Annotated in this window: 16 protein-coding genes and 3 tRNA genes; 9 read left to right on the forward strand and 10 right to left on the reverse strand. The window is 59.7% G+C overall.

Annotated features, from left to right (window positions below; translation table 11 throughout):
* Positions 1–13: 13 nt before the first annotated feature.
* On the forward strand, positions 14–2,371 hold the full coding sequence (locus ABH945_RS01975; RefSeq protein ID WP_074765230.1) for a RelA/SpoT family protein: 2,358 nt from the start codon (positions 14–16) through the stop codon (positions 2,369–2,371).
* Positions 2,372–2,510: 139 nt separating this feature from the next.
* Positions 2,511–2,999, forward strand: a complete 489-nt coding sequence (locus tag ABH945_RS01980; protein WP_429249555.1) for a phage protein NinX family protein — start codon at positions 2,511–2,513, stop codon at positions 2,997–2,999.
* 116 nt (positions 3,000–3,115) lie between these two features.
* On the opposite strand, the gene ABH945_RS01985 is transcribed toward ABH945_RS01980, so the two are convergent.
* Positions 3,116–3,192 (reverse strand) — tRNA-Arg (locus ABH945_RS01985).
* 78 nt (positions 3,193–3,270) lie between these two features.
* Positions 3,271–3,347 (reverse strand) — tRNA-Arg (locus tag ABH945_RS01990).
* Positions 3,348–3,486: 139 nt separating this feature from the next.
* Here ABH945_RS01990 and greB point away from each other — a divergent pair.
* Positions 3,487–4,056, forward strand: a complete 570-nt coding sequence (greB, locus tag ABH945_RS01995; RefSeq protein ID WP_074765226.1) for a transcription elongation factor GreB — start codon at positions 3,487–3,489, stop codon at positions 4,054–4,056.
* A 54-nt stretch (positions 4,057–4,110) separates the two neighbouring features.
* On the opposite strand, the gene ABH945_RS02000 is transcribed toward greB, so the two are convergent.
* From ABH945_RS02000 to ABH945_RS02010, 3 genes are all read right to left on the reverse strand, one after another.
* On the reverse strand, positions 4,111–4,428 hold the full coding sequence (locus ABH945_RS02000) for a transposase (RefSeq protein ID WP_429249556.1): 318 nt from the start codon (positions 4,426–4,428) through the stop codon (positions 4,111–4,113).
* Between the two features lie 88 nt (positions 4,429–4,516).
* Positions 4,517–5,665 (reverse strand): porin, encoded by a 1,149-nt coding sequence (locus ABH945_RS02005; protein WP_074765221.1) that lies wholly within the window; start codon positions 5,663–5,665, stop codon positions 4,517–4,519.
* A gap of 526 nt (positions 5,666–6,191) precedes the next feature.
* Complete coding sequence (locus tag ABH945_RS02010; RefSeq protein ID WP_429249557.1) at positions 6,192–6,440, reverse strand: hypothetical protein; 249 nt, start codon at positions 6,438–6,440, stop codon at positions 6,192–6,194.
* A 979-nt stretch (positions 6,441–7,419) separates the two neighbouring features.
* On the opposite strand from ABH945_RS02010, the gene ABH945_RS02015 reads away from it, so the two are divergent.
* Positions 7,420–8,574 carry an exonuclease domain-containing protein gene (locus ABH945_RS02015; RefSeq protein ID WP_074765217.1) on the forward strand — a complete coding sequence of 385 codons (1,155 nt, stop codon included), beginning with the start codon at positions 7,420–7,422 and terminating at the stop codon, positions 8,572–8,574.
* A 110-nt stretch (positions 8,575–8,684) separates the two neighbouring features.
* Here ABH945_RS02015 and ABH945_RS02020 read toward each other — a convergent pair whose 3' ends face one another.
* Positions 8,685–9,281, reverse strand: a complete 597-nt coding sequence (locus tag ABH945_RS02020; protein WP_074765215.1) for a chorismate mutase — start codon at positions 9,279–9,281, stop codon at positions 8,685–8,687.
* A 284-nt stretch (positions 9,282–9,565) separates the two neighbouring features.
* Positions 9,566–9,715: a hypothetical protein gene (locus tag ABH945_RS02025; RefSeq protein ID WP_042321669.1), complete on the reverse strand. Its 150-nt coding sequence runs from the start codon at positions 9,713–9,715 to the stop codon at positions 9,566–9,568.
* 669 nt (positions 9,716–10,384) lie between these two features.
* Between ABH945_RS02025 and ABH945_RS02030 the strand changes: the two genes are divergently transcribed.
* The gene (locus tag ABH945_RS02030) at positions 10,385–10,585 is read left to right on the forward strand and encodes a hypothetical protein (RefSeq protein ID WP_429249558.1); all 201 of its coding nucleotides are present in this window, start codon (positions 10,385–10,387) and stop codon (positions 10,583–10,585) included.
* A gap of 258 nt (positions 10,586–10,843) precedes the next feature.
* Here ABH945_RS02030 and ABH945_RS02035 read toward each other — a convergent pair.
* The 3 genes from ABH945_RS02035 to pepN all read right to left on the reverse strand — a co-directional run bounded on the left by ABH945_RS02035 (position 10,844) and on the right by pepN (position 15,017).
* A tRNA-Thr gene (locus ABH945_RS02035) sits at positions 10,844–10,919 on the reverse strand.
* Between the two features lie 65 nt (positions 10,920–10,984).
* The gene (locus ABH945_RS02040) at positions 10,985–12,001 is read right to left on the reverse strand and encodes a class 1 fructose-bisphosphatase (protein WP_074765211.1); all 1,017 of its coding nucleotides are present in this window, start codon (positions 11,999–12,001) and stop codon (positions 10,985–10,987) included.
* Between the two features lie 319 nt (positions 12,002–12,320).
* A complete protein-coding gene (gene pepN, locus ABH945_RS02045) occupies positions 12,321–15,017 on the reverse strand; it encodes an aminopeptidase N (RefSeq protein WP_429249559.1) in 2,697 nt (898 codons plus the stop codon).
* A gap of 264 nt (positions 15,018–15,281) precedes the next feature.
* On the opposite strand from pepN, the gene ABH945_RS02050 reads away from it, so the two are divergent.
* From ABH945_RS02050 to ABH945_RS02065, 4 genes are all read left to right on the forward strand, one after another.
* A complete protein-coding gene (locus tag ABH945_RS02050) occupies positions 15,282–15,986 on the forward strand; it encodes a DUF4136 domain-containing protein (RefSeq protein WP_429249560.1) in 705 nt (234 codons plus the stop codon).
* 601 nt (positions 15,987–16,587) lie between these two features.
* Entirely contained in the window at positions 16,588–17,286 is a 699-nt protein-coding gene (locus ABH945_RS02055; protein ID WP_429249561.1) for a beta-ketoacyl synthase chain length factor, read from the forward strand.
* Positions 17,270–18,064: a lysophospholipid acyltransferase family protein gene (locus ABH945_RS02060; RefSeq protein WP_429249562.1), complete on the forward strand. Its 795-nt coding sequence runs from the start codon at positions 17,270–17,272 to the stop codon at positions 18,062–18,064. The genes ABH945_RS02055 and ABH945_RS02060 overlap by 17 nt, the downstream gene beginning before the upstream one ends.
* A complete protein-coding gene (locus ABH945_RS02065; RefSeq protein ID WP_074765200.1) occupies positions 18,039–18,341 on the forward strand; it encodes a phosphopantetheine-binding protein in 303 nt (100 codons plus the stop codon). The genes ABH945_RS02060 and ABH945_RS02065 overlap by 26 nt, the downstream gene beginning before the upstream one ends.
* Position 18,342: the final 1 nt, after the last annotated feature.

Raw genomic sequence — 18,342 nt, forward strand, 5'->3', positions numbered from 1 at the left:
TACGGAGGCGACCATGAGTGCTACCCCGCCCACCGCTACGGAAGTGGATCACGACGCCGACTCTCCCTCGTCTGCGCGCAAATATATCGACGCGGTCCTCGAACAGTCGTTCCGCCATCTGTTCGGGCCGACCGCCACGCCGGAGCAACCGCGCCGGCATGACGTCGTCTCCATTGCCAAACTGACCTCGCTCCTTTCCGGCTATCTTCAGCCGGAAGAGATCAAGGACATCAAGGCGGCTTTCCATTTCAGCGACGAAGCTCACCTCGGCCAGTACCGCCAGAGCGGCGAGCCTTACATTACGCATCCGGTTGCGGTTGCGGAAATGTGCGCCGGCTGGAATCTGGACGCTCAGGCCATCATGGCAGCGCTGCTGCATGACGTGATGGAAGACCAGGGCGTGACCAAGGCCGAACTCGCCGAGCGATTCGGCGCGAAGGTCGCGGAACTGGTCGACGGTTTGTCGAAGCTGGACAAGATGGAGTTTCGCAATCGCGAGGAAGCGCAGGCGGAAAACTTCCGCAAGATGCTGCTCGCGATGGCGCGCGACGTCCGCGTGATTCTGGTGAAGCTCGCCGACCGGCTGCACAACATGCGCACGCTCGGCGCGGTGCCGCCGGCCAAGCGCCGTCGCGTGGCGCGCGAGACGCTCGATATCTACGCGCCCATCGCGCACCGGCTTGGCCTGAACAATACTTATCGCGAACTGCAAGACCTGAGCTTCGCGAACTTCAATCCGCATCGGTACGCTACGCTCGAAAAGGCCGTCAAGTCGGCTCGCGGCAATCGGCGCGAGGTGGTGGGCAAGATTCTGGAGTCGGTGCAGCGCGCAATCGCCGACGCGAAGATCGACGCCGAAGTCACGGGCCGCGAGAAAACCATCTTCAGTATCTACAAGAAGATGCGCGACAAGCAGTTGTCGTTCTCGCAAGTGCTCGACGTGTACGGTTTCCGCGTGGTGGTCGAGAGTGCGCTGGAGTGCTACACCTGCATCGGTGCGCTGCATGCGTTATACAAGCCTGTGCCAGGCAAGTTCAAAGACTACATCGCGATCCCGAAGGTCAACGGTTATCAGTCGCTGCACACCACGCTGGTCGGCCCGTTCGGTGCTCCGATCGAGTTCCAGGTACGCACGCGCAAGATGCACGAGATCGCCGAAGCCGGCGTGGCCGCGCACTGGCTGTACAAGAACGGCAGTGCCGACCTGAACGATGTGCAGAAACGCGCGCATCAATGGTTGAAGTCGTTGCTCGACATTCAGAGCGAAGCGGGCGATTCGAGCGAATTCCTCGAGCACGTCAAGATCGACCTGTTCCCGGACGCGGTCTACGTGTTCACGCCGAAGTCGAAAATTATGGCGCTGCCGCGCGGCGCCACCGCACTCGATTTCGCGTATTCGATCCACAGCGACCTGGGCAATCAGTGCGTCGCCGTCAAGATCAATAACGAATTGCTGCCGTTGCGTACCGAGTTGAAGAGCGGCGATATCGTCGAAGTCATTACCGCGCCGTATTCGAAGCCGAATCCTGCGTGGCTCGGTTTTGTGCGCAGCGGCAAGGCGCGTTCGGCAATCCGCCATTATCTGAAGACAATGCGCCTGAACGAGTCCGTGCAGCTCGGCGAGCGTCTGGTCGATCAGGCGCTGAAGAGCTACGGGTTCGCGTTGTCGGACGTTACGCCGGAAGCGTGGGAAAAGCTCGTGCAGTGGACGGGCAACAAGAATCGCCAGGAAATTTTCGCGGACATCGGCTTGGGCCGGCGTGTCGCGGCGGTGATGGCCAAGCGCATCGAAGTGCTGATGAGCGGCCGCGACGCCGACGACGACGGCTCGCGTTCCGGTTCGAATGCGCCGCATGCGCCGCCGGTCGTGATCACCGGCACCGAAGGTATGTCGGTGCAACTGTCTGCATGCTGCCGTCCGATTCCGGGCGACGACATCATGGGCTACATCGGCATCGGCCTTGGCATGGCGATCCACACTACGGATTGCCGCGTCGCGCAGCGCATCCACAAGCGCGATCCGGGTCGCTGGATCGACGTGGCATGGGCGCCGCAACCGGGGCGTCTGTTCGACGTCGCGGTGAAAGTGCTGGTCAAGAATACCAAGGGCGTGTTTGCCCGCGTGGCTGCCGACATCACGTCGGCGGACGCGAACATCGTCCACATCGCGATGGACGAAGACCTGTCGCAGGAATCCACGGTGCTGCGCTTCGTGATCCAGGTCAGCGACCGGGTCCATCTGGCCAATGTGATGCGCCGGGTCCGCACGAATCCGGACGTCATGCGTATCGCGCGTGAGCGGCCGAGCGAGGAGGGGCATCACCGTCACGATGGCGGGATGCGAATCGATCGCGAGAGGGCGGACTACTGATCGTCCGAGATAAAAATCCGGGTTCGCTTTAGCGTGCCCGGATTTTTTTATCCTTCTTTTTTTCCAGCGCGCAGCTTTTCTCTGATCTGAACGCTCCGGTTGCAAGCGGGTCTCACCTGAAATTTCCAGGAGAACGCGTATGAACGTAGCCGACCTCGATGACATGGCGCTCGATTATTGGGTCGCCCGCAGCCTGCACGACTTCGTGCGCGAAATCTATTTCACCGACAGTGGCGAAACTGTCGCGATTCGCGGCAATGACCGAGGTCGTCCATGGGATGGAAGGTTCACGCCGTCCACGTCATGGGAGGCGGCCGGCGCGGTGCTGGAGCGCGCCCAGCGACTGGAAATGCACGAGCGGACCGAAGCCGACGCGGCATATTGCGTGGCGACGTTTGAGGGCAGTCATCGGACGGCAGAAGGTCGCGGTGACTCGCTGCGTGTGGCTTTGCTCAGGGCGTTTGTCGCAAGCCGGTTTGGCGCGAGCGTGGAAGAGGTGTTTCGCGAGCCGCAAGCGTTGGCGGGCGACCGGGTTCATCGGATCGGCGAGCCGTTGCCGTACGGTTCGGTCGAAGACGTTCCGAACCCCGATGGGCAGATTGGTGATATTCAATCACCGCCACGGTAATGGTGCCCGGAATCGCCAGTGAGCGCGATAGGGCAACGCGCTTCCTCTGCTAATGGCATGTGCAAAAGCGTCGGACAAAAAACAAAGGGCCTTCCGATCGGAAGGCCCTTCATAGGTGGTGCGGCTGGCAGGATTCGAACCCACGACCCCTTGGTTCGTAGCCAAGTACTCTATCCAACTGAGCTACAGCCGCACGCAAAACGGAAATGCATTACTGCAATGAAACTTGGGTGATGCCGAGGACTTTCTGGAAGAAAACCCTCAAATTAGTTGGTGCGGCTGGCAGGATTCGAACCCACGACCCCTTGGTTCGTAGCCAAGTACTCTATCCAACTGAGCTACAGCCGCACACAGAAACGAGATTATAGCCAATGGTTTTGGAAAATGGAAGCCTGTAACTGCGATTTGTCTCAAGGCCCTGATCGTGTACCCTTGATAGGCAGTCGTTTGCCGCTGTCAATGCACCATCAGCACCATCTGGATCATCATGAACAAGGCCTTTGTCAAAGAGTCGAGTGAAGAGAATGACGACGATCTCGACGTCGCCCAGCCGGAAATCCCTGCGGGTACCAAGAACTACATCACGCCGGCCGGCTATCGACGCATGCGTGATGAGCTGTTGCATCTGATCGACGTCGAGCGGCCGGAAGTGGTGAGGCTCGTGTCGTGGGCGGCGTCGAACGGCGACCGCTCGGAAAACGGCGATTACATCTATGGCAAACGCCGTTTGCGCGAAATTGACCGGCGAATCCGCTTTCTGACCAAGCGGCTCGACCTTGCCGAGATTGTCGACAGCAGCAAACAGGAGAATATCGATCAGGTTTTCTTCGGCGCGACCGTGGACTATTCGACCGAAGACGGCGAGGACCGTACGGTGACGATCGTCGGTGTCGACGAGGTCGATCTGGATATTGGCTACGTGAGCTGGATTTCGCCGATTGCGCGCGCGTTGCTAAAAGCAAAGGTCGGCGACACAGTGACGTTGTACACGCCGGCCGGCCCGCAGCCGATCGATATCATCGACGTCAAATATCCGCCGCCTGATCCGGGCGGCTGAAGGGCGTCCGCGCATCGAGCGTATCGTGCGGGGAAAACGCAAAACCCACACCAATCAAACCGTCTCGATCAGATCGGATTCTTTGCGCAGAGCAGGGTGCTCTCCAGCGCCTGCCGGTGATTCCGCCAACAGCGCGCGCACCTGCTCCAGCACGCCATTGCGCTTCCAGGTCAAATACCTCGCATAGCAGGTCTGCTGCGGCGGAAAGTGCGTGGGCAGGTACATCCACCGCTCGCCGGTACGCTCGATCCACAGAATGGCATCGATGACAGCGCGCGAGTCGGCGGCCGGTCGGCCGGTGGCCTTTTGCGCGCCCGGTTGCGAAAACAGGTGTTGAATGCACGCCCATTCGACGTCTGACAGCCGGTTCATCTTTGTCTCCTCCTCGAATTGTGCGACGCGACATTAAAAAAGGCGCCGCGGACGGCGCCTTCGACCCGGCGAGTTGTCTCGCGGGTTTTTAGAAGCGGTGACGCAGACCTGCAGTCACGGCAATCTGTTTGTTGCTGCTCGACGCGGAGCCGAGGCCATTGATATTGGCGTCGACAATCGCGCCCTCGTTGGTTTGCTGATAAACGCCTTGCAGATACACGTCCGTCCGCTTGGACAGCGCGTAGGCCGTTTGCAGATTGAACTGGTTCCAGTGCGGACTCGTGCCGGCCAGGCTTCCGCGGGTATAGGTGTAGGCGCCCGCGATGCTGACCGCTGGCGTCAAAGAGTAGCGCGCGTTGGCTTCAAAATTCTGGAAGCGCGCGCTGTTGCTGGGAAAGCCAATCCCGCCCGATTCACCCGACGCCCCCGCGCCGATGCCTACGAGGCTGCCCAGGTTCGTCTGCGAATAGACGAGGCCGAGAGTAGCCGGCCCAATCGCGTAGTTCGCGCCCGCGCCCCACGTTTGCTGGCGGCCGGCGAAGAACGTGTTGTCGCCGTTGACCGCACCACCCGAGTTGAACGCCGCCGCAGCGCTGGCGGCGCCGTTGCTGTTCAGTTGCATGTAAGCGCCGGCGAGGTTCAGGCCGCCCCAGTTGTACGACACGCCCGCACTGTACGCGCGGTTGTTGGCAAAGCCGTCGGCCTGATTCGAGAAGCCATACAACGCGCCGAACTGGAGGCCGCCATAGTTAGCGCTCTGATATTTGACCGAGTTATTGATGCGGAACGAGTTGTTCAGGTTGTCGTTGTCGAACGGGTGCGCGAACTGCGTGCCGCCGTATTGTGTGCCTGTCAGCGTCAGCGGGCCGACGTAGTCGACCATGCTGTCATATTGGCGACCGAGGGTCACAGAGCCGAAATCGGAACTCGACAGCCCGACAAACGCTTGCCGCCCGAACAGGCGACCGTTTTGCCCGAGGGTGCCGTTAGCGATGCTGAAGCCGTTTTCCAACGTGAAGATCGCTTTCAGGCCGCCGCCCAGATCTTCAGAACCACGCAGACCGAACCGGCTGCCGTTGACCTGGCCGCTAGTCATCTGCCAGTTGCTGTGGCCTTGCTGATTATTTGTGTAAGTGATGCCGGCGTCGATCAGGCCGTATAGCGTCACGCTGCTTTGAGCCTGCGCAGCGGATGCAAAAACGCCCGCAAGGGCCGCGACCATGAGTGTCTTCTTCATTTCGTAACTCCGAGAACGATAGAGATACTGAACCTGGCTTTGGGAAACCTTGAGGCGGGTGCTCGCGAGAGATGGACTCGTATTTGAATCGCGCCGATCAGTAAGCGCGTCGGTTTCCGGTTAAGCAGAGTGTAAAGAGACACTCCGCGAAACGGGCATTCCGATTTCCGCAATAAAGTATTACGTGATTGGAAATTATGGATAAAATCCGCGCGGCCCTTATAAATAAAGGCGTGCAGCGATTTTGAAGGAAAGAAAAGCAGAGGAGATTTGAGGCGCGTTGCTCATTTGCGACACTAACCGATGCGAAAAAGCAACGCAATTAAATCAAAAAGGCGATTGTTGTTAATGCTGCAATAGATGCTTGTTAATTGTGTGAATAATGGAATTTCGCCGGGCGGCTATACTGAAAGTTCTGCTTTTCGAAGCAGACTTTTTCGTTGACGAAAAAGATCTCCAAACCTTTGTCAGCGCGACTTCATCGTCGCGCTTTTTTTTGGTCCATTTTTGGCGTCAGTGACGAACGTCAGTGCGCGGGCGCTGTGCCGTCGACATCGGTCCAGTCTTCCGATGCGGGGAGACTCCAGTCTTCCATCACGTAGCGACGCGCGTCCATTGGCGACGACAGCAGGTTTTGCCAATGATCCCCGTGCCACATCGGATCGAATTCGAAAGCAGACGATGTTTCCGCAGTTGACGAAGCGCTGGAGGCAGCCGTCTTCGTGTGCGATTGAGTGAGCCAGGTGACGAGGCGGCGAATTTCGGTAAGCAGCATGGCAATCTCCTCATACTCGTTACTACCATTACGCTTCCAATCATGCCGACGTGAATGCGGCGTCACCAGTCGGAAAAACACTTACTAAAAACATATTTTGTTACATTTTATTGGAATGGCCGAAATTATTTCCGTCACTCGGCGTGAACTAAAGCAATTCAAGTAACAACGACCTGGGTGGTATTCGCCAGTTAGTTAATATTATTTTAGGGCGCGAGTCGCATTACATTGGCATCAAGTCTGCTAGGTGAAGATTGAAATTCAGTTGAAGGAGATTATCGGATCTCCATATAATGATGAAGCAAAGTTTTAGTTGCCTATTCCGGTGTGTTTAAGCCGTCGAGTCTCCATAGATCATAAAGCAAAGCAAAAGAATTATCTGGCCTGATGACGCCCCCGATTTTGATAGATCATCAAGGGATAATTGGAAATGGAACCGGTTATCGTCAAGTAGTGCAACGATGCTAAGGACTTTGGCTTCATTGCATCCGATTCGGGGCGACGACGACCTGTTCGCGCACTTCTTGGGAATTCGGGCGGAAAGCTTTAAATCGCGCAAGGAACGTCAGCGCGTTTCCTTAGACCTTAGGGCCAGTTCCAGGAGCAAGCAGGCAGTGAACATTCAGCCGCAGTCAAAGCGCGAAGCCGCACGCGGGTGAGGTACGAGCAGGGTGTGAGGAAGCTCTTTCTACAAGGCGAGAGCTTTATTTTTTCCCGCAGGCTTTCGTTAAAAGTGGCTTGCGCGATTATCCAACCTGAAATCCTCTGGTTGAAAAACAAATCGCACAAACCGATTTTGTCCAGATTTTATCTGCCTGCGCCAAAAGATAATAAAACCCGATTAACTGGCGAACGGTGAGTCGCCCGCCAATACCGGTTTCGTGCATCAATCTCACCGCTCAGAGCTATGTAATCCGGGTAAGCCGTGGCCAACTGGTGCATACTTGCTGCCAAGTCACGCGTCTAAAGTATCCCTTTCATGTCTGAACAGCTTTTGCCGGAACCGGCCCTGGATGTACCTATTGTCTTCGTCGATCTCGAAACCACTGGCGGTTCCACCAGCGAGCATCGCATCACCGAAGTCGGTGTCGTCGAAGTAGGGCCGGCCGGTGTGTCGCGCTGGAGTAGCCTGGTCGACCCGCAGCAGCCCATCCCGTCGTTTATCCAGCAACTCACCGGCATCACGAATGCAATGGTGCGCGGCGCGCCCACGTTCGAGGCCATCGCGCCCGCATTGTTCGAGCGACTGAACGGCAAGCTGTTCATTGCGCACAACGCCAGCTTCGACCGGGGTTTTCTGCGTGGCGAATTTCGCCGCGCCGGGATCGCGTTCGATCCTGACGTGCTCTGCACCGTACGTCTGTCGCGTGCGCTGTTTCCTGCTGAAAAACGTCACGGACTGGACGCGCTGATGGAGCGTCATGCGCTCGTGCCGTCTGACCGCCACCGCGCACTGGCCGACGCCGATCTGATCTGGCAATTCTGGCAACGTCTGCATGGTCTCGTGCCGATCGACGTGTTGCGCGCGCAAATCGAGCGCACCACACGGCGTTACCGGCTTGCCGGCGATATCACGGAAGATCTGCTCGACACCGCGCCGGCGGGCTGCGGCGTCTATGCGTTTTATGGCGAGGAGGACGCGCCGCTGTATGTCGGGCGAAGTGTGCGCGTGCGGCAGCGGCTACGTTCGCATCTGACCGGCGAGCGGCGTTCGTCGAAGGACATCCGGCTGGCGCAGCAGGTGCGGCGGGTCGAGTGGCGTGCGACCGGTGGCGAATTGGGCGCGATGCTGGTCGAGGCGCAGTGGATCGCGACGTTGCGTCCTGGCCATAACCGGGTGCCGCGTGTCGCCAAGAGCGATCCCACCGATGCGCCGTGGCCGTTCCAGGGACCGATCGTTTTCGAGGAGCGAGAGGAGGCGTCGCAGGCACGGACTTTCCATGTCGTCGACCGTTGGCGGTACGTGGGGCACGCGTCGTCGCTGGATCAGGCGACCGAGTTGCACGCGACGAGTATCGCGGGGCCGTTCGAACTATCGACGTATCGGCTCTTGCAGAGTCATCTGGCGCGCGGACTGCGCGTGATGCCGCTTAGCGTGACGAGTGTCGCACCGGCGTTGTCGAGTCTCGACTGATTGTCGTCGCCGGTTTAAGGCCGACGCAATTTTTTCAATTCGGGGCGCGGCGTTTGAGGCAAGTAATTCGCCCCAAACGCCGCGCCGCTTCGTTTCATGCGCAGCTGGGATCAACCGGTCGCGCCGACACCACCCGTTTCGCAGACGTGCCCCAACGCGTGGTTCAACGCGCTCGAATGAGTCGAGTCGTAACGCGTCAGCGATTTCCAGCTAGCAAGCGATTGAGCGACACGCGACGGACAATCTTCCGTCGCGCGAATCGGCTGCACGCGCGCGAGGCCGGCGACGAGGGATTGCGTCAGCCGGTCCAGTTGCGGGCGGGTGCTGGTGGCGAGGTCGGGAGCGGGTCCTTGCGGGGGCTGCCCGTTGCGCCATGTGGCAAAGAGCGCATTCTGTACGTCCTTGCTGGCGTCGATCTGGTCCTGGAAGAACGCTCGCGCGAAAGCTGGATCGACATTGGCGGCCACGGCGCGTTTTTCCACATCGGCGAGCAGCGCATTTTCGCGCGGTGTATCGGTGATCGCCTGATGGTTGGCCCATTTCCAGCGAGCCACCGGTTCCGCGAGCGCGAGGCGCTGCGAAGCCAGTGCGATCAGATTGGTGAGCGCGGTGTCGTCGCCATCGGCGACAGCGGGGGCGGGCGCGAGTGCAACACAGGCGGCTAACGCGAGCGCGCATGATGCGCCGAGGCGAAACGATCGGTTCATGGAGATTGAGGGAGGCCGGGGGCGACCGCAGACGAAAACAGGAAGGATAAATGATGCCGGCCGTCAGAACGTTTTAGTTAAACGAAAGTTGGCAGAGGGGGCGTCAGCGGCACGGCGGTTTTCAGCCGAGCAAAATCAGAAGCGCGAGTGCGCGCCAAAGGATTGCTGGAATCAGACGAGCCGATTCAGCGTCATGATGTGGACGTAAAACTGCGCAATAGGGCGCGTACAGTCACCGCACGCTCGACGTACGGACCGCGATGCTGCATCGCGCCACCGCGCAATTACTTCGAATCACACGATTTACGTTGTTCGTCGAAAAATGCGCGAACGTGCTCCGGCAGTTCGGCACCCAGAAACTCGACGCCAGCGGGTTCCGGATCCGGGCAAAAGACTTTATCCGGGGTCGGAATCTTCGTTGGTTTGGCATCCATGATCTTTCTCCTTTACAAACTGATTATCGGCCTCAGTCCCCACTTCGCACCAGTGTCCGATGTGCGTCGTATCTTCTCTGTTGCTTTAACGGCACAAGGCAACACTTCAACAGAGTGTTTGAATAAAATTTATCGTCTTGCTGCAGCTGCGCGGTTTTCTTCCGGGCAAATCAAATCGCTTCAATTCCCTCGCTGTTTCCTTCCCAGCCTTGCCCCGTGGGCTATCCAGTCAATTGATCCGTGTTGCTCAAACCCCATGCGCATCACATCTTTCATGTGAATAAATCATGGTGCTATTGGTGCAATGCGGCATCGGCAGAATTTCCCTCATAACTGACTGAATGTTCGTTATTTACCGTTCAGCTCGGTTGATGAGTTTCGGCCGCGATTCTTTCGTAAACGATCCATTTGCAGAATTCGTTGACGGGTCCGAACACTTTTTAAAGATTTTTAGCGCGAATTAACTAACTTGTGAGTTTGTTTTGAATTGGAGCGAAAGAGGGTGCTCGTGGTTTTATGCCAAAACCTCGTCAATGGATGACAAACAGGTCGGCAAGGTAATTGCCACCTAAGCTGGAAGCGGTGATCTGTCGCGTTACGTGCTTTGGCTAACTAACAGGCGCTGCGCGCGAGGCCAAGATGTCAATTTCGCCGCTCACGGAGATTGCTATGGAAAACGCCGTCTATTGGAAAGGACGTCAGGTCGGAATTGAATGTGCGGGCCGGATTTCGTGGTTTTCGTCGGCGCCGCGAGAAGCGATTGCTGAGTATTCCGCGCCTCGACCTAAGCCGATGGTGGGAGAAGAGTCAGTCGTGGCCCGCAATCTCGTGATGACGCTGGCCTACGATCGGTTTGACCGCCAGGGTTGAGTGGGGCGGTCTGCGTTTCGCTGGCCGTGTCCGGCCTCGTGCGGCGCGAGTATCAGGGCATGCGTGTTGATGGGTGCTGTCGCTGCGCGTGAAAGTTTGAAGTTTCCGGCCGACGCTTTGCCTCGGTGGGGCTCGACAGAGAGTGCTGTTGTTGGCGTGACGTGCCTCGGGAAAAACAGCATAGAACTTCCCCGTGCAATCCGAAGCAGAAAAGCAAAAAGCCCAGTCACGAGGACTGGGCTTTTCGCTTGAATCTTGTGGTGCCGGAAAGAGGAATCGAACCCCCGACCTTCGCATTACGAATGCGCTGCTCTACCGTCTGAGCTATTCCGGCATCAGGAGAAACGAGATTATAGGGACTTCTTTACCGGCTTGGCAAGCCCCTCTCGCTCACTTTTTTCATTTTTTTGCTTCGAGGTGATATCGGGTCACGCGATCGACCTCATTCTTCGAGCCAAGGAAGACCGCAACACGCTCGTGCAGGCTCTTCGGCTGGATGTCGAGAATACGTTTTTCGCCGTTGGTCGCAGCACCGCCTGCCTGCTCGACGATAAATGCCATCGGATTCGCCTCGTACATCAGACGCAGCTTGCCCGGCTTGTCCGGCGTGCGCTTGTCGGCGGGATACATGAAGATGCCGCCGCGATTCAGAATGCGATGCACGTCGGCGACCATCGAGGCGATCCAGCGCATGTTGAAATCGCTCTGACGCGCGCCTTCCTTGCCTGCCTTCAGTTCGTCGACGTATTGCTCGACCGGCGGATACCAGTGGCGCTCGTTCGACGCGTTGATCGCGTACTCACGCGTTTCGACCGGAATGCGCATGTCGCTTTGCGTGAGCACCCACGAGCCGAGTTCGCGGTCGAGCGTGAAGCAGTTCACGCCGTTGCCGGTGGTCAGCACGAGCACGGTTTGCGGACCATACACCGCATAACCCGCTGCAACCTGCTGCGTGCCGGGTTGCAGGAACGATTGCTCGGTGGGCTGCTGGCCGTCCGGGCAGCGCAGCACCGAGAAGATCGTGCCGATCGACACGTTGACGTCGATGTTCGACGAGCCGTCGAGCGGATCGAACACCAGCAGGTATTCGCCCTTCGGATAGTTCGCTGGGATCGGGAAGAACTGTTCCATTTCCTCGGACGCCATGCCGGCCAGGTTGCCGCCCCATTCGTTCGCTTCGAGCAGGATTTCGTTCGACAGAATGTCGAGCTTCTTCTGCACTTCACCCTGGACATTCTCGCTACCCGCCGTGCCGAGCGCGTCGCCGAGTGCGCCCTTGCTGACGTGATAGCTGATCGCCTTGCACGCACGCGCGACGACTTCGATCAGCAGGCGCAGGTCGGCCGGCAGGTTATTGGTCTCGCGCTGCTGTTCGATCAGGTACTTCGAGAGAGTGGTACGACGTTGCAAAGCCATTGCTGTACTCCGGGAAGGCTAGAGGAATGAGTCGATTTTAACCGCTGCGTGTGTCGGGCCCGTGCTTTTGAGTACGAACCTCACGTGACGATGGCTCCGTGCTCAGCATGGCACGGCAAAATTGCGCCCGCCGCTCAGGCTTTGCGGCGCATTGATGCGGATGCTCCATCGCCCGCTGCGTGGTTCGAATAGTCGGCCAGATGGCTAACGCGCAGCCGTTGTGCAGGTTGCGCGCGCAGCGATATTCACGACTTCGGGACGAAAAAAAAGCCGGCAACCCGTGCCGGCCTTTCGAAGCGACTGCTATTTGTAGAAGGCTTTACGCCAGCGCCTTCTCGACGATTTCGCGCACGTCGCGCGATTTCACCTGCGCGGCCACTTTCTCCAGCGCCGCGCGCATGCCGTCGCGCAAAGCCGGCGTGAAGCGGCGCCACAATTCGAGCGAGCGGGCGAGTCGTGCAGCCACTTGCGGATTGATCGCATCGAGCGCAATCACCTGATCGGCCCAGAACGCATAACCCGAGCCATCTTCAGCGTGGAATTGCGCCGGATTCGCCGCGCAGAAGCTGAAAATCAGCGAGCGTGCGCGATTCGGATTTTTCAGATTGAACGCCGGATGCGCCATCAGCTTGCGCACGATATCGATCACCGGACGCTGCGCGCTGCCGCGCTGCGTGGCCTGCAGCGCGAACCACTTGTCGATCACGAGCGGTTCCTTTTCGAAGCGCTGGTAGAAATCGTCCAGTGCCTGCTGCGCCTCGGCGCTGCCGCCCTTGGCTGCGGCCGCATTGAGCAGCGCGGAGAGCGCTGCTGCACGGTCGGTCATGTTGTTCGCGGCGTCGTATTGCGCGGACGCGAGGCGCACGGCTTCGGCCGGATCGTCCAGTTCCGCGAGATACGAGAGCGCGAGATTTTTCAGCGCGCGATGGCCGGAAGCTTCGGGCGTTGCTTCGTACGCGCCCGGCGTGCGGTGCTGTTCGTACACCTTCAGCCAGTCGTTCTTGAGCGCGTTGGCGAGACGTTTGCGCACGAACTGGCGAGCCGCGTGCACGGCGGCCGGATTCGATTCGCCCATCTGCTCGGCCAGATACGCTTCGGAAGGCAGCATCAACGCGAGTTCGCGGAACGACGGCGACAACGATTCGTCGGTGAGCACACGCGCGAACGCGGCCACCACCGAGTCGTCGAGTTGCAGCGCAGCGCCCGTAGCAGCGCGCTCGGCCAGCGTCAGCAACTCGCGCGTGGCGAGGCGCTGACCGGCTTCCCAGCGGTTGAACGGATCGCTGTCATGCGCGAGCAGGAACGCGAGTTGATCGGCCGAATAGTCGTACTCGACGATCACCGGTGCCGAGAAATTGCGCAGCAGCGACGGCAGCGGTTCCTGCGCGACGTTGACGAACGTGAAGGTCTGTTCGGTCTGCGTGAACTCCAGCACGCGCGTGGTCGCCGCCGACGCCTTCGCTTCGCCTTCCAGTTGCAGTGGCAGATCCAGACCGTCCTTGCCGATCAGGCCGATCGCGAACGGAATCAGCAGCGGACCCTTTTGCGTTTCGCGGGCGGCCGGTGCGGCATCGCCGTAACCCTGGCGCAGCGTCACGCTGTAGCGCCGCTGCGCGGCGTCGTAACGGGTACGCACGGACACGCGCGGCGTGCCGGCCTGGCTGTACCAGCGCTCGAATTGCGCGAGATCGCGGCCGTTTGCGTCGGCGAGCGCGTGACGGAAATCGTCGCAGGTCACTGCCTGGCCGTCGTGCCGCTTGAAGTACAGGTCCATGCCCTTGCGGAAGCCGTCGCGGCCGAACAGCGTCTGATACATCCGCACGACTTCCGAGCCTTTCTCGTAGACCGTCATCGTGTAGAAGTTGTTGATCTCGACGTAGCTTTCCGGACGCACCGGGTGCGCCATCGGACCCGCGTCTTCGGCGAACTGCATCTGGCGCAGCACGCGCACGTCTTCGATACGCTTGGTGGCGCGGGCAGCTTCGTCGGTGGCGCCGCCCGCCATGTCCGCCGAGAACTCCTGGTCGCGGAACACCGTCAGGCCTTCTTTCAGGCTTAGCTGGAACCAGTCGCGGCAGGTCACGCGGTTGCCGGTCCAGTTGTGGAAATACTCGTGGCCGACCACCGCCTCGATGTTCGCGAAGTCGGTGTCGGTCGCGGTTTCGGGGTTCGCCAGCACGTACTTCGTGTTGAAGATGTTGAGCCCCTTGTTTTCCATCGCGCCCATGTTGAAGTCGCTCACCGCGACGATCATGAAGCGGTCCAGATCGAGTTCGAGCCCGAAACGTTCTTCGTCCCAGCGGATCGAGTTGATCAGCGAGTCCATCGCGTGACGGGTCTTGTCGAGATCGTGCGGCTCGACCCACACCTGCAACAGCTTTTCCTTGCCCGAGCCGCTCTTCACGCGTTCTTCGAGCGCGACCAGCTTGCCCGCGACCAGCGCGAACAGATAACTCGGTTTGCGGAACGGGTCTTCCCAGCGCGCGAAGTGGCGGCCGTCCGGCAGTTCGCCTTCTTCGAGCAGATTGCCGTTCGACAGCAGCACCGGGTAATCGGCCTTGCTCGCGCGCAGCGTGACCGTGAAGGTCGCCATCACGTCCGGCCGGTCGAGGAAGTAGGTGATGCGGCGAAAGCCCTCGGCTTCGCACTGGGTAAAGAAGTTGCCGCCCGACACATACAGGCCGGACAGCGTGGTATTCGCGGCCGGATTGCAGATGCTGGTGAGCGTCAGTTCGAAGTTATCCGGCACGTTGTCGAGCAGCAGGCCGTGGTCGTGCGCATGCGCGTTCGCGAACGGCTGGCCGTCGATCTCGGCGCTGACGAGCTCCAGCTGTTCGCCCATCAGCTCCAGATGCAGCGCGCGCGATGCGTCCGGATTGCGGCGCACGCGCATCGTATTCCTGACAACCGTACGGTCGGGGACCAGATCGAACTCGAGGGCGACGGTGTCGATCAGGAAGGCGGGCGGCGCGTAATCGGCGCGGCGGATCACATTGGGCGTTGCGGTATCGGCCATGGCATTCTGTAGGGTAGGAACTCGAGCGGTCAGGCGCGCAAGGGCACGTGAGCCGGGCTTGTCGAGCCATTGTACAAAGCCTCCGGGAATCGTGCGGAGCGAACTTTTTACCGGCTCGCCAGGTCAGCGTAATATCGGCGCGCGCGTGGAATAACGATCGACGCGCAGGTGGAATAAAAAAGGCCGGCGCGTCGTTGAAATCGGGTGATGACGGGCGCAATGCGCACAATCCAGAAGCAAACTCAAGGCCTTACGAGGTAGACCATGAATATCAATCGATGGACCCGTCGCGCGACGCTGCTGCTGGCGACGTTGACGGTGCTGCTGTCCGGCTGCACGACGTACGTGACCACCCAGGTCACCGCATTCTCCGACTGGACGAGCGGCGACGCGAACCGCACCTTTGCATTCACGCGGGCGCCGGGTCAGCAGAGCAATCTCGAACTCAGCACGTACGAGCGCATCGTCGCGGGTGAACTGGCGGTGCACTCGTTCCGCGAAGTCGACAGCGATCAGGCGCGGTATCTGGTCGGGCTGTCTTATGGCATCCGCTCGGACATGGTGACGGTTGCGGAGCCGGTGTACTACAACCCGTGGCCGTCGCCTTACTGGGGACGGCCGTTCGACCCGTGGGGTCCGTGGGGGCCGTTTCCGACCGCTTACGTGAATCAGAGCTATCCGATCTTCACGCACCTGCTGGGCGTGCGCATTACTGAGCGTGTCAGCGGCAAGGAGGTTTATAACGTGACCGCGCGCAATTCCGGCGCGGAGTCGTCACTGGTCAGGGCGATGCCGTATCTGGCGCGCAGTGCGTTCGCCGATTTCCCGCTCGGCAACGGCGCGGTGCATACGGTGAAGATTCCGTTGGGTACGGGCGGTGGCCCTGCACCGGCGAATGAAATGGCGGCGGCGGGTGCGGTGCCGGCTTCGGCTCCGGCCGCGGCGTCGGGAGCGAATGCCGCGCAGTAGAGTGGTGCCTCTGATCCGCTGATCAATACGCGCTACGGCGCAACAGGAAAAAGGCCCGGCAGGTGTTTCTGCCGGGCCATTTTTATGGATCAAGATAACGATAAGCGCGCTAAGGACATAGCGTGAAGACCCGTCAAACTCCAATCCCAAAGCAAGCCTGCGCGCCCGGCATCGCGAACAGAAGCGCCGCGATGCCGGGCAAGCGTTTGCCCGGCGGACGATGGACCAAACAGTCGTCATCCTGAATCGCGAACACGTTCCACTCATTCCACCATTCGCGCAAACGATTCAGATTGCATATTTACGCGTCTATCTTGTTTTGCATAAAACGTAGCGCTGACGACACGTTTATAAAGAGATAACTCTAGACGGCTGATTTAACCTCAAATATTCAGTATGATTCGGCCCGCTGAGCAAACAGGCCCGATCAAACACAATCGGTCTAAATAATTCCAGCCAGCTGCCGTTAATTCGTTGAGCTCCTTATAACAAGACTGGACAACACTGGATTGCCCCCTGAAGACTTCCGCGTCGCACGACGTGACGGCTGCTGATTCCGTCACCCGCCAGGGCTTCTCTCCGTTTCCACGCACACATCCAAATGCCCGATCTGAACTGGACCATTCCAGTCGGTCGTTGGTCTAGCTGGCCGGCAACCGCATCTGTCGCTCCCGCGATTGGCTTTATCGAGCCAATGGTGCGGCGTCGGCTGAGCACGCTGTCCAAAGCCGCGTTAAAGGTCGCGCACGATTGCGTCGCACAGGAACCCGCGCGCGTCGTATTCGCTTCGCGTCACGGCGAATTGCGCCGCACCACCGAGATTCTGCACAGCATGACTGCGGCCGAGCCGGTATCGCCGACGGCATTCAGCCTGTCGGTGCTGAACGCGATGACGGGCATATTCGGCATTGCTCGCGGCGATCGCTGCGCAGCGAGTGCCATGTCGGCGGGGCCGCAAACGCTTGGCTATGCGTTGCTGGAAGCGCACGCGCAATACACGACGCAACCGGGCTCGCCGGTATTGCTCGTCTATGCCGATGAGCCGGCCGATCCGGCATACGGCCCAATCGAAGGCGCCGCCGCAGCAGGCGCGCTGGCCATCCTGCTGGATCAGGAAGGGGCGACCGGTGACATCGAATGTTCTGTGCGCCACGCGGACGACACCCATCCCATCGACCAGCACACGCACTTCGCCACTCAGGCGGAGGCATTGCTGCACTGTCTGAACACCCGTCAGCCCGCGTGCTGGCGAAGTGCTGACGCCCTCTGGCATTGGACCTGGCATGACCGCGCGGTTTGACTACCTGTGGCGCCTCTTCGCGACCGCGATGGCGCTGATCGTGTTCGGCATCTGCGGCGTGCTGTTTTCGATGCTGGTGTTTCCGCTTGCGTGGGCGTGGCCGCATCGAGCGTCGCGCCAGCGCGCGGTGGCGGGCGTGATCCACTGGTTTTTCCGCGCGCTGGTTGCCGTGTTGCGCTGCGCCGGCGTGATGGAACTCGACGTGGCGGGTGCAAAAGCGCTGCGTGCCCGCGGTCCGTCGATTGTGGTCGCAAACCATCCAACCTATCTCGACGTGATGGTGCTGCTTTCGCTCACGCCGCGCGCCTGTTGCGTCGTCAAGAACGCGCACTGGAGCAACCCCTGTTTCTGGGGGATCGTGCGCTCGGCGGAATACATCAGCAATGCGGACCCTTCGCAGCTGATCGAGGCCGGCGCGCAGCAACTGGCCGCCGGTTACACGATGATCATTTTTCCCGAGGGCACCCGCAGCCCCGCGCCGAACCGCCTGCATGCGTTCTCGCGCGGCTTCGCGCATATGGCGCTGAAGGTCGGTACGCCGATCGTGCCGGTGCTGATCGACTGCGATCCGCCAGTTTTTACCAAGCAGATGCGCTGGTACGACGTGCCCGCGCGTGCATTCCGGATGCGCGTGAACGTGCTCGAGCCGCTCGGCATCGGGCAATTCGTCGAGCATGACACCACTCCGGCTCTCGCGGCGCGCAGCGTGACGAACGCTGTCGAAGCCCACATTACCCAGCACCTGTTCGACTATGGATTCTTTAAAACTCGAAATTAAGCAGCTCCTGATCGAAGCCCTCGATCTCGAAGACCTGAGCCCGGCCGATATCGACGACGATGCGCCGTTGTTCGACACCGACGGCATCGGCCTCGATTCGATCGACGCGCTCGAGATCGGCATCGTGCTGCGCAAACAATATCAACTGACCATCGCAGCCAACGACGAACGCACGCGCGAACATTTCCGCTCGATCAGCACGCTGGCCGCGCTGGTCGAGAGTCAGCGCGAAGCGGCGCAGGCTGTGAACGAAACCACAAAAGAAAACGGGGAATAAC

This window comes from Paraburkholderia sp. GAS333, assembly GCF_050435665.1.
GTDB lineage: Bacteria > Pseudomonadota > Gammaproteobacteria > Burkholderiales > Burkholderiaceae > Paraburkholderia > Paraburkholderia fungorum_A.